We start from the raw sequence: 14,207 nt of genomic DNA, 5'->3' as shown, positions 1-14,207 counted from the left end.
CTGATCCCTGGGCAGGAAGCGTGCTCCTTGGTGCTCGCGGCCCTGCCGCTTCGTCGCCCCTTCTCTCGCTTGAAAAAGACGGCTTCCGCGGCGGAAAAGCGTTTCCGCTTTGTATGATGATAGTCTAGGATTTGTATGATGAAAATCCAAGCTGGGCGTGCTTCGTCCTCCCTGGTCGGGCCCAGCCATGCGGAGGAACAGGTTCATGATGCCATCGGCGCGGTTTCCGGATCTCGCGGGGCGCTCGGTGCTGATTACCGGCGGCGGTTCGGGCATCGGCGCGGCATTGACCGAAGGTTTTGTCCTCCAGGCAGCCAAGGTCGCTTTCATCGACATTGCCGACGAGCCGAGCCATGCGCTTGTCGACCGCCTCGCGATTGAGACAGGCAACCGTCCGCTCTACCTGCGCGCCGACTTGACCGACATCGATGAACTGCGCAGCGCCGTCGCCGCAGCCGTCGAGGCGCACGGGCCGGTCACGGTGCTGGTCAACAACGCCGCCAACGATGCACGCCACGAGGTGGCCGACGTGACCCCCGAAAGCTGGGACGCCAACCAGGCGGTAAACCTCCGCCCGCAGTTCTTCGCCATCCAGGCGGTGGCGCCGGGCATGGCGGCCGCCGGCGGCGGCTCGATCATCAATTTCAGCTCGACCGCCTACATGCTCAACATCGGCACCATGCCGGCCTACACCGCGGCCAAGGCCGCGATCGTCGGGCTCACCAAGGGCATGGCCGGCCGTTACGGCCCCGACAGGATCAGGGTCAATGCCCTGGCGCCCGGCTGGGTGATCACCGAGCGCCAGCGTGCACTCTGGGTGAACGAGGAAAACCTCAAGGAGCATATCGGGCGGCAGAGCATTCCCGAGATGATGCTGCCGGGCGACATGGTGGGCCCGGTTCTGTTCTTGGCGTCGGACGCTTCGAGAATGCTGACCGCGCAGACGCTGATCGTCGATGGAGGACTTTTGTGAGCAGAGATTCCAAGGCGTCGATTGCCGCCGTCGACTGGGGCACCACCAGGCTGCGCGTCTGGCTGCTGGACGGTAAGGGCACGGTGCTCGACGAGCGCCGCGGCGACGAGGGCCTGCTGACCGCCCAGCACAAGGGCTTTGCGCCGATCCTCGACAATCACCTCGCCAGCATGGGGGCGCCCGCCGACCTGCCGACGATCGTCTGCGGCATGGCCGGCGCCCGCCAGGGCTGGGTCGAGGCGCCCTATGTCGACGTGCCGGCGTCGCTGGCCGACATCCTGGGCGCCGCGGTGCCGGTGCCCAGTACCGGACGCGATGTCCGTATCGTGCCGGGCCTCGCCCAGCGCAAGGCAGGCGCGCCGGACGTGATGCGCGGCGAGGAGACCCAGCTTGCCGGCGTCGCCGCCGAGGTTGGTTCCGGCAGCCATCTCGTCTGCATGCCGGGTACCCACTGCAAATGGGTCGCCGTCGACGACGGCAGGGTCAGCGGCTTCGGCACCTGGCCGACCGGTGAGATGTTTTCGGTGTTTGCCGGTCATTCGATCCTGCGCCATTCGCTGGGCGAGAAGCCGGCGGCGGTGGCGCCCGGCAACCAGGTGTTCCGCGACTGGTGCCGGGAAGCCTTGACCGACGGCGACATCGGCGCCCGCCTGTTCGGCATCCGCGCCGCCGGCCTGTTGTCAGGCCTCGGCCAGGCCGATGCGGCGGCGGCGCTGTCGGGCCTTCTCATCGGCGCCGAGATCGCCTCGGCCACGCGCCGCTTCGGGCAGCGCGACACGCCTGTCGTGCTGGTCGGCTCGGGATCGCTCGGCGCGCTCTATGCCGAAGCGCTGAAGCTCGGCGGCCTCGCAGTTCGCATCGCCGACGCCGACAAGGCGGTGATGGCTGGGCTGGTGGCCGCGGCGCGGCGCAACGGAATGCTTGCAAAAGGATAGCGACATGAACGTGACGGCTCCATTTCCAAGGCTCGGCCGCGGCCTGGTCGCCATCCTGCGCGGGCTGAAACCCGGGGAGGCGTTCGACGTCGGCCGCGCCGTCCGTGACGCCGGCATCGAGGCGATCGAGGTGCCGCTCAATTCGCCCGATCCGTTCCGCTCGATCGAGATGCTGGCGAATGCCTTGCCCGAGGCGCTGGTCGGCGGCGGCACGGTGGTGCGCGGCGAGGATGTCGATCGCCTCTACGATGCCGGCGGGCGGCTCTTGGTCAGCCCCAACATCGACGCCGAGGTGATGGGCCGGGCGATGGTGCACAAGATGGTGACGATGCCTGGCGTCTTCACCCCGACCGATGCCTTCCTGGCGCTCAAGCTGGGCGCCTCGGCGCTGAAGTTCTTCCCGGCGAGCGTGCTCGGCACCGGCGGCATTTCCGCCATACGCGCCGTGCTGCCAGCCGAAACGCAGGTCGGCGTCGTCGGTGGCGTGTCGGAGGTCGATTTCGCCGCCTACGCCAAGGTCGGCGTGCAGCTGTTCGGGCTGGGCTCGAGCCTCTACAAGCCCGGCATGACGGCGGCCGAGGTCGGTGCCCGCGCCCGCGCGGCGGTGGCCGGCTGGGACGCCATCGGCAGGGGGAGCTGACCAATGGGCGGCGCTTCGATCTTCTCCGACGTGGTTTGCGAGTTGGGCGAGGGTCCGAGCTACGATCCTGCGACCGACACGCTCTACTGGTTCGACATCGTCGCGAGCCGCATGCTCGAGAAGAAGGTCTCAGGTGGTGAGACGCGCGTCCACCAGTTCGGCGAAATGGCGAGCGCCATCGCCGTCATCGACGGCGAACGTCAGCTTCTGCTTACGGAGACGGGGCTCCATATCCGCGATGCCGCGACCGGCAAGCTGACGATGCACCATCCGGTCGAAGCTTCCAACGGCTCCACCCGGTCGAACGACGCGCGGGTGCATCCCTCAGGTGCGCTGTGGTTCGGCACCATGGGCAAGAAGGCCGAGGCCGGGGCCGGGGCGATCTACTGGTATTTCCGCGGCGAGCTGCGCCTGCTCTACCCGGCGATCAGCATTCCCAACTCAATCTGCTTCACCGAGGACGGCAAGACGGCCTACTTCACGGACACTGCCGTGAACATCCTCTACCGGGTCGACTGCGACGCCGACACCGGCCTGCCAGTCGGCGAGCCCAAGTTGTTCGTCGACAGGCGCGGCGACGAGGGCGGGCTCGACGGCTCCGTGCTCGACCGTGAGGGCATATTGTGGAACGCCTGCTGGGGCCGCGGCCGCGTCGATGCCTACGCACCCGACGGCAGGCATTTGCGCAGCGTGGCGGTGCCGGCGGTGCAGGCGTCTTGCCCGGCCTTCGTCGGGGCAGGGGCCGACCGGCTGGCCGTGACCTCGGCTGCGGCAGGGCTCGATGCCGAAGCGCGGCGCGCCGACCCATATGCGGGCAAGACCTTCCTGCTCGACATAGCGGTCAACGGCCGCCACGAGCCGCGCGTGCTGATCTGAAATCCGCACGGGCAGGAGTGTCGCCGGAGCGCAGGTTCAAGGTCGATTTCCCGGCAGGACCGGGATCGGGACGATGCCAATCTCGGGCTGTCGGAATGCCGTTGGCGTCCGCATCAGGAGGAATGACCGATGGCCGGACACCCCCCGACGCTCGTGCTCGTCTACGAACCCGAGCGGGCTTGCTTCGAGCGGCTGTTGGCCGAAGGGTTTGACCGCCGCGCCGCGACCGAGATCGCTTCCTATCTGGCGCAATCGACCGATCTTGCCCCCGAATTCGACGCGATAGGCGAAGCTTGCGCGCGCCGCGGCATTGGTTTTCGCGCCGTCGAGCTGGATGATGCGGTCAGCGCTCTCGCGTCCTGCGAACGCTCCGGCACATTGGTCTGGACGCTCACCGACGGTGTCGCCTATTTCCGCGGCGGCGTCGCACCTGCGCTGGCGCGGCTCAACGGGCTCGCGACGATCGGCGCCGACGATTCCGTCTTTGCGCTCTGCCAGGACAAGTTTCGGTCCGGCGCGGTGCTCGGCGCCCTCGGACTGCCCGTTCCAACAGCCGGCCTTGCCCGCGGTGGCCACTGGCTGGTCGAGCCGCCGGCCGCGCATGGCGGCTATTTCGTCAAGCCCAATCGGCTCGGGGCCAAGATCGGCATATGGGAGGATTCGCGTTGTCGCACGGCCGGGGAGGCGCTGGCGCTCGGCCGGCGCGTGCTGGAAGCCTATCGCGACGACGTCGTCGTGCAGTCCTACGTGGCGGGCCGCAACGTCCGGGCAAGCTTCCTCGCGGTCGATCCTGCGGCGGGGCCTGAGGTGCTGGGCCTAGCCTTCGTCGATTCCGGCGGAGACTTCCAGACCATGGCCGACAGCATGGCGCTCTATGGCGAAACGGGCGCCGCGGCCAAGGGCGAGGGGAGCTATGCCGAGCCGGAACTCGTGCCGGTGGCGTCGGCTCAGCCGCGAGCGGCGGAGACGATAAGGCATATCGCCGCGACATTGATGATCGGCCTCGGGCTGCGCGACGTCTTCTCGATGGACCTGCGCGTCGAGGCCGACGACACGGTCCATCTCATCGAATTCGAGGTCAGCCCGGGCCTGCCCTGCTTCGACTTCCGTGCCTATTGCCGGAGCCAGTGGGGCATGAGTCTCGCCGAGGCGATGGCCGAGACGGCGGCGCGTCGGTTCGGCTAGCCCCTGTCCCGCGCAATGGCGCGGGCTCGCATCAGGCGCGTTCCATGCACACGGCGGCGTGGCCCGAGCGGACGAAGCCGATCTGCTGCGCGGCGGCCTTGGACAGGTCGAGCACGCGGCCCTTGATGAACGGGCCGCGGTCGTTGATGCGGACAATGACGCTCTTGCCGTTCTTCTGATTGGTGACGCGGAGCTTGGTGCCGAAGGGGAGCGAGCGGTGGGCCGCGGTCATGGCCGATGGATTCATGCGCTCGCCCGAGGCAGTCTTCGACGTCAAGGCGTACCAGGACGCCCTGCCGCATTGGGCGGAGGCGTTTCCGGTGGAGGCGAATATCATCATTCCGGCGGCGACGGAGGCCGCCACGATCGCTGGCTTAGCGCGCTTCTTCATCTTCTGGTTAACGCCCCGTTGTTGAACACACGGAACGGTTTCGGACGAAATGTGGCAGCGAATGGGGCGAGCCTCGGGCGGTTCCGTGGCGAACGGACACGTTTGGAGTCTCAAGGTAACAGTTTGTCAGGAAGAATCGTAAATCCCGTAAGGAATTTTTTCACAATTTCCGGGGTGAAAGCCAGATCGGCTGCATCATGGAAGAATCTTCGCTGAAGGATACGCGAAGCAATATTGCTGATTTATACTTTTACACATGCGGATGTCGGAAGGTTTTTCGTAAAATGGCAAAAAATCGTCGCGGCGCTCGCAAGAGTGACTACATGAACCGCGCGTCTGCGAGCCACCGCGACCGGGCAAAAAGCTAGCGCAGGGACTTTTGCGCTCCGCCGAGCAGGGCGTGCATGGTGCGGCGCACCAAGCCAGGCACCGCAGCCGCCACACCCAGCGCATCGCGGAAAAACTCCGGATCGGAGAAGCGATCGGGGTCATACGGGACCGTGTGCAGCAAATGCAGTTTGTCCCAGTCGCCGGCGCGGTCCCCGGCGACGAGCTCGCGCAGATTGGCCGTCGTCTTGAAATCGTGGATGAAGCACAGGCTGGCGTGCGCCGCCATGCGTTCGCGCTCGCGCGCATCGAAAAGCTTGACGAGCTTGTAGTGCCGGATCGGCAGGAGCAGTGGACTGTGCCAGCGCTCGCGCCCGGTCTTGGCCGCATCGCAGAAGGCGACGTCATGGAAGCCGTGATGCAGCCTGATATCGTGACTGTATCTGACGAGCGGAACCTTGCGCAGCACGTCGATGGTGCCGGCGAGGCGATACCGGGCATCGATGCAGTAGCTTGCCCGCCAGTGCCTGCCGAAGGCCCAGCGGATCGAATTGTTGCGCCGGTACGCGGACTCGTCGCCGCTGCCGTCGAACAGGTGGCGGTCGAATTCATCGAGAAAGGAGCCGCGTGCCGGCTCCCCCGGCTGGTCCGAAGGCGCCGGCAGCATGTCCACGAGCAGCCCCGGCGCCCACGGCGAACCAGCGCCTTCGGCGGCGGCCGCCGCATCCGCCATGGACCTGCCGAGCCTCGAGGGCACATCCACGAATTCGTCGGCGTCGATCGTGAGTGCCCATCGGCCTTGCGGCAGCACCGCTTTCATCGCCGCCATCAGCCAGGCTGCCTTGCAGGTGCGGTAGTGTCCCACCCTCGGCGTGAGCGCGTGCACGTCGGGATAAGGCAAGGTTTCCGAGACGGGTGTGGCTGAGTCGTCGTCTACGATGAAGAACGGTCCGCAGCCGATGCGGCGGTAGTGCCTGTACCATTCCTCAAGCACGAAGGTGTCGTCCTTGACGCAGGCGAAGACAGGGACCAGGCCATCGTCGAGTCGCGAAAGCGGTCGGGCGAGCGCTTCGAAGAAGCATTGCAGCGCCGCCACCGGGTCGAGTGCCCGCACGGCCGCATGCGCTCCCGTCATCGCTTGGGCGAAGTAGCGTTCCCTGCCATCGCTGTTGCGGGCGTTCCTGGCGAAACTGGAAGACCGGTTGAACCGCTGCATCGCTTCGAGGAGACCGCCATCCTCGATGTAGCGCTTCTGCTTGGGGTTGAGCGGCTTGGCGGTACGCAGGTCAGCCACCACCCTGCAGTCTATGCCGACACCTTCGTTGCGCAGGAAACTCGCCGTGGCCTTCGATTTCCGAAGCGCGCCTCCCGGGAAGTAGGAGACATAGGCGAGCCCGGGCTCGGTCCGGAGTGCGGACAGGATGAGGTCCATTTCGTCGTACTGGCGCGGCAACGACCTCTCGTCGTAGCCGACCGAACGGTAAAGATCAGCCGGCAGGGTGATCCTGCCGCAGGTCCCGTCACCCCAGTTGCCGCTGAAATGATGGATCAGCAGCCGGCCGGCATGTTCGGCATGAAGGTCGAGGATCTGCTGCGTTTCTGCAGCCGAAACGAAGTTGTCGGCGTCGAGGCTCGAATAGAGCTCGGCCGCGATATGGTCTCGGAACACGTTCTTGGCCCGGCCGAAATGCCAGGGATGCAGGCGCTTGACCGTTACGATCCTGAGATATCCCGAGGCGAGTTCCGGCGCGAAATTCATCCGGATATGGCGATCGAGCGCCGGGTCGCCGCCAAAATCGGCAATGACGAACTCGACTGCCTGACCGAATTGCCGGTTGGCATCAAGGTTTTGCCACAGGGTGGCCTCCACCTCCGCCAGGCGGTTCTGCACCGGTATGCAGTAAGACAGGATCGGCTTCATCATGGCTCGCACGCCTTCCATCGGACGCGCCAGATATTCCGATTCTATGGTTGTGGTCCATGCTTGTTGCTACTTGTAATATGCATCAAGCTGTGGGATACGGAGCCGCCCCCGCACCAAGAACCGCGTTGCCGCTGCCCTGGCGACGCAATGTCGACGGTTGAATGCGGAGTCAGGGCAGATGTCCTCCAGTTCCATGCCGCGCTTGCGGCTTTGCGTTGCGGCGATCACCCGCGAACGGCCTCTCATGCTCGCCCAGCTCATGGCATCATGGGCTACGTGCGAGACACCGCCTTGCGTCGACGTGAACTTCGTCGTGGTGGAGAATGCGGCGCGACCCGATTGCCGCGACGTGGTGGCCGGCGCGCACAGCGGTCTGAAGATCGACTACCGGCTCGAACCGCGCATCGGCATCCCGATTGCGCGCAACCGCGCCGTGGAGCATGCGGTCGCTTGCGGCGCCGACCTGATCGCCTTCGTCGACGATGATGAGCGCGTGGCGGTGGACTGGCTCGTGGAACTCGTCGCCGAATATCGCCGCAGCCGGGCTCTGCTCATCGGTGGGCCGGTCGAGGCGCAGGCGCCTGCCACGCCGCTGTCGCGATGGCGCAAGGCGATCCTGCGCGGCGTGCAGCATCGCTTCGGTCACAAGGCCGAAGTTGCCCGCCGCCAGAACCTGGCGGGCAGGGCCGACCGCGTCACTGTCGTCACCAACAACTGGCTCGCGCACCGCGACCTGTTCGTGGTTCATGGGCTTCGGTTCGACGAGCGCGACCCGCTGACCGGCGGCAGCGACGCAGCATTCGATCGCGAAGTCACGCGCCGCGGCCTGACGAAATCCTGGGCCGACCGGGCATTGGTGTACGAAACCATGCCGCCGGAGCGCCTGACCTTCGCCTACCAGTTCCGCCGCGCCCGCGACCAGTCGCTTGCATCGCTTGCCCGCAAGCGGGGCAGGGGATGGCGCGCCGCGCCCGGGATGGCGATTCTGCCCTATAGGCTGGTCGCGGTCGCCATGGCGACGCTCGCGGTTCCGTTTCGCGGCGGACCAGGTATCGTTGCCTGCGCGCGGGCGGCCGGCTGGTCCATGGGCCGGATACTCGGTCTGTTCGGTGCCCGTTCGCGGCTCTATGCGCGGGTCACGGGCCGATAGGCGTTGCCCCGCGCCGGCGCCGTTCCCCGGCGGTTCAACAGGGTTAATTGAACTTGTTGGGGTTTTTTGAGATACTGGCGTCAGTGCGAAGAACGCCCGTTGAGGAGTTCGGCACCACGCACAAGTCCTCACGGGCGTTTGAGCTATACTCGAACTTAGCCTGAGAGGATCTTCGTCATGGCAACTCTTGACAACATGGGACTGATGCAACACCGGCGCTGGGAGGATGTCGCCTTGATGATCCTTGGTGCCATGGTCCTGGTATCGCCGATGTGGTTCGACATCGGCGGCAACACCACGATGGCCGCAGCGACGGCTCTCGTGGGCGCAGCGATCGTGGTGCTCGGGGGTCTCGAGCAGATATTCCTGCGGCGCTGGGAGGAAATCCTGACGCTGTTCTGCGGCCTCTGGATGATCGCCTCGCCCTTCACCTTTGAATATGGCGGAGCGCTGCGCAATTGGCACATGGGCCTCGGCATCGCCGTAGCCCTGCTGGCCATCTTGGAGCTCTGGCAGGACCGCAACCGCAATCTCGAGGCCTGATGCTTCGACGACCGGGGCTTGGCCCCCGCTTGGGGCCGAGCCCACTCGGCCAGTCCGCCGACGGGATGGCGTCGCGCCTGGCCCAAGGCTAAGCTTCCCGGGATAGCAAAAAACCCCCGGGGTGACCGGGGGTTTTGCGTTCTCATGGATGCATCGAGAGCATCCTGAAACGGAAACTGGTGCCCAGAAGAGGCATCAGGTTGAAATTGCTGCGCTTTTCAGACTTTATCACCCCTTATCGAAGGGGTTGACGCCGCCAACCTTTCCTGTTTCGTTCCACTTCAGCCTTTCTCGCGAAATTGCAGCCAAGCGCACGCCGAAAGGTGGATTGGCGGGGGGATTGAAAAAGGTGGATCGAAAGGTTGATCGGCAATGCGCGCGATGAACAGGCTGAGCGCTCGGGCGGTGGCTACGCTCGGCGGGCCTGCAACAACCGTCGCCACCAAGACGGTCGCTTTCGCCGCAGAGTGAAACGGTAGATCTCGCCCACGCGCCCGCTATCCGCTGCGCAACTTGCGAACCTGATCAGCCAGCCAACGTATGTGCGTGAGCCCGTCGATCTGCACATTGAACTCGCTGGCCGAGGATTTGCTCCCATCTGAAGACGAGTATGCGCAGGCTACAATTCCCCGAACTGGGGTGCCATAAGCATTGGGGGCGTCATAGGTGATGAATGAGGTGAAAACAGTGGGCTGGTCTCCTCGCGCGACCGCATCCTTGTACATCTGGGTATAAAGGTTCACCGCCGATTGATCTGAGGCAGACTCCATCTTCAAATATGTGTCCAACGACATCGGCTCTTTGGAGTCGCTGATCTCGACACGTTTGTACATAGATGGTGACCGAAGGCGCTTTTTGAGCGTCGCTTCGCAAGCCCTAGTCATTCGCGAGTCGAACGGATTGAAGAATCCTGTTTGCATGCTCACAGCTGTCGCTACTGCGGCCGCGACCACGCCCAATATGCCCCACTTCCAGATGTCCACCACCCCAAAGCCCTCCCCAAGGCAGAAACCCAGCATCGCGCGCCAAGGCTAAACCTGCAAGCAGGACTAGAGGTCTACTCGTGTGTCAGCCGACGGGGGGAGGGCCATTCCCTGGAGACAGCGCACCTGGCAACCGGCCCGCCCACGACTTTCGCTAAACCGTAACAAGTTCGGTTTTTCGTCGTCACCTTGCCCATGCTTTTCCGCGAATGGCCTGGAGCATTTCGACCTGGGCCGACAATGGATCGCCGGGGCGGGACAGCCCGGCGCGACCGTCAATCCACTGGTCTACGGCGTCGAGGCAGTAGTTGCCCAGGATAGTATCGGGCTTCGGGAAACCGCTATGTTCGAGTTCGGCCCGCTTCTCGAGAAACGTGGCCATGGTGATGCCGAGCCGTCGCGCGATCTTCGAAGGTGGGACCATGCGCGGCTGGATGGGGAAGCGGATTGTCATAATCCGACCTTCCGTAGCGTTCTGCAGGGACGAAATGTGAATCCCAACTCAACCAAAGCGTGAAAGGTGGATTGGTGGGAGGATGCATAAAAGGAAAAGCCCCGCAACACATTGAAGTTGCAGGGCTTTTCGCTGTGAACTGGTGCCCAGAAGAGGACTCGAACCTCCACGCCTCGCGGCACACGGACCTGAACCGTGCGCGTCTACCAATTCCGCCATCTGGGCTGGTGGGCGCTGATGTAAGCGGGCGAAGCGACGGTGTCAACGCGCTTTTTCAGCTTTTGCCGGCGAATGCGCCGCACCCCGCAATTTGTCGGCATTCCGGCCGCGGATATTCCCCAGGGGTAGTCTATCCGGAGCCCGCAAACGTCGGCGTTTGTGCGCCCTGAAGCGACCGGGCGACAGCTCGACGCCCGATCGCGTATTCCCGCCGGCCTGACGTGTCAGGCCAGCACCTCCTTCGAGGCGACGGTCGAATCGGCGTTGAGCTTGTAGACGATCGGCACGCCGGTCCCGAGTTCGAGCTTGACGATGTCAGGGCCCGAAATGCCTTCGAGCGCCATGATCAGCGCGCGCAGCGAATTGCCGTGGGCGGCCACCAGCACAGTACCGCCGGACAGCACATGCTTCTGCATGTCGTGCAGGTAGTAGGGCCACACGCGTGCACCGGTGTCCTTCAGGCTTTCCCCGCCCGGAGGCGGCGTGTCGTAGGAGCGGCGCCAGACATGCACCTGCTCCTCGCCCCACTTGGCGCGCGCATCGTCCTTGTTGAGGCCGTTGAGGTCGCCGTAGTCGCGCTCGTTGAGGGCCTGGTCGCGGATGGTGGTGAGATCGCTCTGGCCGAGCACGTCCAGGATGTGCTGGCAGGTCTTCTGGGCGCGCATCAGCGCCGAAGTGAAGGCGATGTCGAACTTGAGCCCGCGGGCCTTGAGCTTTTCGCCGGCTGCCTTGGCTTCGGCGTGGCCCTTCTCGGACAGGTCGACGTCGCGCCAGCCGGTGAACAGGTTCTTGAGATTCCATTCGCTCTGGCCGTGGCGGACAAGCACGAGGGTACCGGACATTTTTGCTCCCTTGGATGAGGACTGGATTTGGATTGGATTAGAGGCCGAGGACGTCACGCATCGAGTAGAGGCCGGGCTTCCTGCCATGCGCCCAGAGCGCCGCCTTGACGGCGCCGCGGGCGAAGATGCCTCGGTCCTCGGCCTGGTGGGACATGGTGATGCGCTCGCCGGTTCCGGCGAGGATGACGGAATGGTCGCCGACGACCGAGCCGCCGCGCAGCGTGGCGAATCCGATGGTTCCGCTCTCGCGCACGCCGGTATGGCCGTCGCGCACCCGCACGCTCTTGTCGGCCAGCGCGATCTTGCGGCCGTGCGCCGCCGCCTCGCCGAGCAGCAGGGCCGTACCCGACGGCGCATCGACCTTGTGGCGGTGGTGCATTTCCAGGATCTCGATGTCGAAGTCGCTCGGGCCGAGCGCTTGGGCGGCCTTCTCGACCAGCACGGCGAGCAGGTTGACGCCGAGGCTCATGTTGCCGGACTTGACGATGGTGGCGTGGCGCGCCGCCGCGGCGATCTTCGCGTCGTCCTCGGGCGAGCAGCCGGTGGTGCCGATGATGTGGGCGATGCGCGCCTGGGCGGCGTAGCCGGCGAATTCGACGGTTGCCGCAGGCGCGGTGAAATCGAGCACACCGTCGGCCTTGGCGAAGGCGGCCAGCGGGTCGTCGGTGATCCCGACGTTGATGATGCCGACGCCGGCGATCTCGCCTGCGTCCTTGCCGAGATGCGGCGAGCCGGAACGTTCGACCGCACCGACCACGCGCACGCCGTCCATCGTGTGCACGGTGCGGAGCAGCACCTGGCCCATCCGGCCGGCTGCGCCCACGATCACCAGTCCCATGTCGCTCATAGCTTGCTCCCTGTGCCGGCGCCGGCGCGCGACAGTTCCTCATCGGTGCCCAGGTCGTCCACCAGCCCGAGTCCGACCTCGTCCTGGAGGTTGTGGAAGCGGGCATAGACGCTGTTGGGGTTGGCCATCAATCCGGCATGGGTGCCTTCTTCGACAAGCCGACCCTGGTCCAGCACCACGATATGATCGGCGTTGACCACCGTTGAGAGGCGGTGGGCGATCACGATGGTGGTGCGGCCCTTGGTGGCTGCGGCCAGCGCCGCCTGGACGCGCGCTTCCGATTCGTTGTCGAGCGCCGACGTCGCCTCGTCGAGAAGCAGGATCGGGGCGTTGCGGACGAGCGCGCGGGCGATGGAGACGCGCTGGCGCTGGCCGCCCGACAGCGTCGCGCCGTTTTCGCCGACGGCTGTGTCGTAGCCTTCAGATTGCTGGCGGATGAATTCGTCGGCGAAGGCCAGGCGAGCCGCCTGCTCGATCTCGGCGTCGGTGGCGTCGGCGCGGCCGTAGCGGATGTTGTCGCGGATCGTGCCTTCGAACAGATAGGGCTGCTGCGAGACAAAGGCGATCGACTGGCGCAGCGAGCGCTTGGTGACGGAGGCTATGTCCTGGCCGTCGATGCTGATGCTGCCGCTGTCGACGTCGTAGAAGCGCTGCAGGAGCGCCACCAGCGTCGACTTGCCGGCGCCGGACGCGCCGACGATGGCCGTGGTCTTGCCGCCCTGCGCGGTGAAGCTCAGGTCGCGCAGCACCGCAGCCTCGGGTCCGTATGAGAACGCGACGACGTCAAAGACGATGTCGCCCTTGCCGACCTGGAGCTGGCCTGCACCGATGGCGTCGTCCTGGCGCGGTTCGGTGTCGAGGACCTCGTAGATCATGCGCGCATTGACCAGGGCGCGTTCCAGCCCGACCTGGGTGCGGGCGAGGCGGCGGGCCGGATCGTAGGCGAGGATCATCGCCGTGAGGAAGGCGACGATCGTGCCGGGCGGCTGAGCCCCGAAGGTTGCACGGTACCCGGCATAGGCAATGACGGTGGCGAATACGAAGCCGCCGAGCATTTCCGAGATCGGCGACAGCCGCTCGGACACGCGGGCGATCTTGTTGGAGCGCGCCTCGGAGTCGGACACCAGGTGGTGCATCTTTCCCGACAGCTGGTCTTCCATGGTGAAGGCCTTTACGATGGCCATGCCCTGGACCGCCTCCTGCATCGCCCCGATGAGGCGCGAATTGACCAGGATGGCGTCGCGGTTCAGCTTTCGCAGCCGGCGCATCAGGTGGCCGACGAAGTAGACCAACGGCGGGCCGATCAACAGTGCGAAAAGCGACAGGACAGGATCCTGGAACACCATCACTGCGATCAGCCCGATCAGCGATACGAAGTCGCGGGCGATGGAGGTGACGGTGATGTTGAGGATCGACCGGATGCCGCTGACATTTTCGTTGATCTGGGCGGCGACCTGGCCCGAGCGCGTCGCGGAGAAGAACTCCATGTCGAGCTTCATCAGGTGGTCGAAGAGCCGGCGCTGGTAGCGGGCGACGAGGTTGTTGCCAACCTTGGCGAGGATCACGGCCTGACCGTAGGTAGCGATGCCGCGCAGCACGAAGGCAGCGACGATCGACAGGCAGATGAGGACGATGAGGTCGGCGCGCTGCCGGTAGAAGATCTCGTCGACGATATCGCGCATGATCCATGCGGTGAACGCCGTGGTCCCGGCGATGATGGCCAGGAACGCCGCCGCAAGTGCATAGTGCCAGACGAAGTCGCGACCGTTCTCGGCGGCGATGCGCTTGATGACGGCGACGACCTCGCCGGGGACTGCCCGGCCGCGTTTTGACTTACTCGAATTCAAGCCGGTTATCCCATTGGCCTCCCGCACGCTCGCGATGCCCTCATAGAGCATGAAGCCCGGCGGGGAAACCG

The 14,207-nt window shown here is 65.3% G+C and carries 14 protein-coding genes and 1 tRNA gene; 7 read left to right on the top strand and 8 right to left on the bottom strand.

The features are described from left to right. The first annotated feature begins 205 nt into the window (after window positions 1-205). From PV773_RS07160 to PV773_RS07140, 5 genes are all read left to right on the top strand, one after another. On the top strand, window positions 206-973 hold the full coding sequence (locus tag PV773_RS07160) for an SDR family oxidoreductase (protein ID WP_347965678.1): 768 nt from the start codon (window positions 206-208) through the stop codon (window positions 971-973). Then, window positions 970-1,908 (top strand): 2-dehydro-3-deoxygalactonokinase, encoded by a 939-nt coding sequence (locus tag PV773_RS07155; protein WP_347965677.1) that lies wholly within the window; start codon window positions 970-972, stop codon window positions 1,906-1,908. Before PV773_RS07160 ends, PV773_RS07155 begins: the two co-directional genes overlap by 4 nt. Window positions 1,909-1,912: 4 nt before the next feature. Beyond that, window positions 1,913-2,548, top strand: coding sequence for a 2-dehydro-3-deoxy-6-phosphogalactonate aldolase (locus tag PV773_RS07150; protein WP_347965676.1), 636 nt, complete (start codon window positions 1,913-1,915; stop codon window positions 2,546-2,548). A 3-nt stretch (window positions 2,549-2,551) separates the two neighbouring features. Continuing rightward, on the top strand, window positions 2,552-3,424 hold the full coding sequence (locus PV773_RS07145; RefSeq protein WP_347965675.1) for an SMP-30/gluconolactonase/LRE family protein: 873 nt from the start codon (window positions 2,552-2,554) through the stop codon (window positions 3,422-3,424). 129 nt (window positions 3,425-3,553) lie between these two features. Further along, window positions 3,554-4,609 carry a D-alanine:D-lactate ligase-like protein gene (locus PV773_RS07140; protein ID WP_347965674.1) on the top strand — a complete coding sequence of 352 codons (1,056 nt, stop codon included), beginning with the start codon at window positions 3,554-3,556 and terminating at the stop codon, window positions 4,607-4,609. A 31-nt stretch (window positions 4,610-4,640) separates the two neighbouring features. On the opposite strand, the gene PV773_RS07135 is transcribed toward PV773_RS07140, so the two are convergent. After that, the gene (locus PV773_RS07135; protein WP_340038494.1) at window positions 4,641-5,000 is read right to left on the bottom strand and encodes a septal ring lytic transglycosylase RlpA family protein; all 360 of its coding nucleotides are present in this window, start codon (window positions 4,998-5,000) and stop codon (window positions 4,641-4,643) included. A gap of 364 nt (window positions 5,001-5,364) precedes the next feature. Then, window positions 5,365-7,251, bottom strand: a complete 1,887-nt coding sequence (locus PV773_RS07130) for a glycosyltransferase family 2 protein (RefSeq protein ID WP_347965673.1) — start codon at window positions 7,249-7,251, stop codon at window positions 5,365-5,367. A gap of 178 nt (window positions 7,252-7,429) precedes the next feature. Here PV773_RS07130 and PV773_RS07125 point away from each other — a divergent pair, with 178 nt between their 5' ends. Both PV773_RS07125 and PV773_RS07120 read left to right on the top strand, forming a co-directional pair. Beyond that, window positions 7,430-8,401: a glycosyltransferase gene (locus PV773_RS07125; RefSeq protein ID WP_347965672.1), complete on the top strand. Its 972-nt coding sequence runs from the start codon at window positions 7,430-7,432 to the stop codon at window positions 8,399-8,401. A gap of 177 nt (window positions 8,402-8,578) precedes the next feature. Continuing rightward, a complete protein-coding gene (locus PV773_RS07120) occupies window positions 8,579-8,944 on the top strand; it encodes a hypothetical protein (protein WP_347965671.1) in 366 nt (121 codons plus the stop codon). A 497-nt stretch (window positions 8,945-9,441) separates the two neighbouring features. On the opposite strand, the gene PV773_RS07115 is transcribed toward PV773_RS07120, so the two are convergent. From PV773_RS07115 to PV773_RS07090, 6 genes are all read right to left on the bottom strand, one after another. Further along, window positions 9,442-9,927: a hypothetical protein gene (locus tag PV773_RS07115; protein ID WP_347965670.1), complete on the bottom strand. Its 486-nt coding sequence runs from the start codon at window positions 9,925-9,927 to the stop codon at window positions 9,442-9,444. A gap of 184 nt (window positions 9,928-10,111) precedes the next feature. Next, window positions 10,112-10,381, bottom strand: a complete 270-nt coding sequence (locus PV773_RS07110) for a hypothetical protein (RefSeq protein ID WP_347965669.1) — start codon at window positions 10,379-10,381, stop codon at window positions 10,112-10,114. A 140-nt stretch (window positions 10,382-10,521) separates the two neighbouring features. Further along, window positions 10,522-10,606: transfer RNA gene (locus tag PV773_RS07105), tRNA-Leu, on the bottom strand. Window positions 10,607-10,824: 218 nt separating this feature from the next. After that, the gene (locus PV773_RS07100) at window positions 10,825-11,442 is read right to left on the bottom strand and encodes a 2,3-bisphosphoglycerate-dependent phosphoglycerate mutase (RefSeq protein ID WP_347965668.1); all 618 of its coding nucleotides are present in this window, start codon (window positions 11,440-11,442) and stop codon (window positions 10,825-10,827) included. A gap of 37 nt (window positions 11,443-11,479) precedes the next feature. Beyond that, on the bottom strand, window positions 11,480-12,289 hold the full coding sequence (dapB, locus tag PV773_RS07095; protein WP_347965667.1) for a 4-hydroxy-tetrahydrodipicolinate reductase: 810 nt from the start codon (window positions 12,287-12,289) through the stop codon (window positions 11,480-11,482). Next, a complete protein-coding gene (locus tag PV773_RS07090) occupies window positions 12,286-14,187 on the bottom strand; it encodes an ABC transporter ATP-binding protein (RefSeq protein WP_347965666.1) in 1,902 nt (633 codons plus the stop codon). Before PV773_RS07090 ends, dapB begins: the two co-directional genes overlap by 4 nt. Window positions 14,188-14,207 lie beyond the last annotated feature (20 nt).

It is taken from the genome of Mesorhizobium sp. CC13, assembly GCF_039907765.1.
Lineage (GTDB): Bacteria > Pseudomonadota > Alphaproteobacteria > Rhizobiales > Rhizobiaceae > Aminobacter.
The sequence above is the reverse complement of the archived record's forward strand: the minus strand, read 5'-3'. Positions and strand labels throughout refer to the sequence as shown.

Excerpts from the sequence above, each read along its gene's own strand:
- PV773_RS07145 (WP_347965675.1), top strand. The coding sequence starts at position 2,552 with ATGGGCGGCGCTTCGATCTTCTCCGACGTGGTTTGCGAGTTGGGCGAG.
- dapB (WP_347965667.1), bottom strand. The coding sequence starts at position 12,289 with ATGAGCGACATGGGACTGGTGATCGTGGGCGCAGCCGGCCGGATGGGC.
- PV773_RS07110 (WP_347965669.1), bottom strand. The coding sequence starts at position 10,381 with ATGACAATCCGCTTCCCCATCCAGCCGCGCATGGTCCCACCTTCGAAG.
- PV773_RS07100 (WP_347965668.1), bottom strand. The coding sequence starts at position 11,442 with ATGTCCGGTACCCTCGTGCTTGTCCGCCACGGCCAGAGCGAATGGAAT.
- PV773_RS07090 (WP_347965666.1), bottom strand. The coding sequence starts at position 14,187 with ATGCTCTATGAGGGCATCGCGAGCGTGCGGGAGGCCAATGGGATAACC.
- PV773_RS07160 (WP_347965678.1), top strand. The coding sequence starts at position 206 with ATGATGCCATCGGCGCGGTTTCCGGATCTCGCGGGGCGCTCGGTGCTG.
- PV773_RS07150 (WP_347965676.1), top strand. The coding sequence starts at position 1,913 with ATGAACGTGACGGCTCCATTTCCAAGGCTCGGCCGCGGCCTGGTCGCC.
- PV773_RS07135 (WP_340038494.1), bottom strand. The coding sequence starts at position 5,000 with ATGAAGAAGCGCGCTAAGCCAGCGATCGTGGCGGCCTCCGTCGCCGCC.
- PV773_RS07130 (WP_347965673.1), bottom strand. The coding sequence starts at position 7,251 with ATGATGAAGCCGATCCTGTCTTACTGCATACCGGTGCAGAACCGCCTG.
- PV773_RS07120 (WP_347965671.1), top strand. The coding sequence starts at position 8,579 with ATGGCAACTCTTGACAACATGGGACTGATGCAACACCGGCGCTGGGAG.
- PV773_RS07125 (WP_347965672.1), top strand. The coding sequence starts at position 7,430 with ATGTCCTCCAGTTCCATGCCGCGCTTGCGGCTTTGCGTTGCGGCGATC.
- PV773_RS07140 (WP_347965674.1), top strand. The coding sequence starts at position 3,554 with ATGGCCGGACACCCCCCGACGCTCGTGCTCGTCTACGAACCCGAGCGG.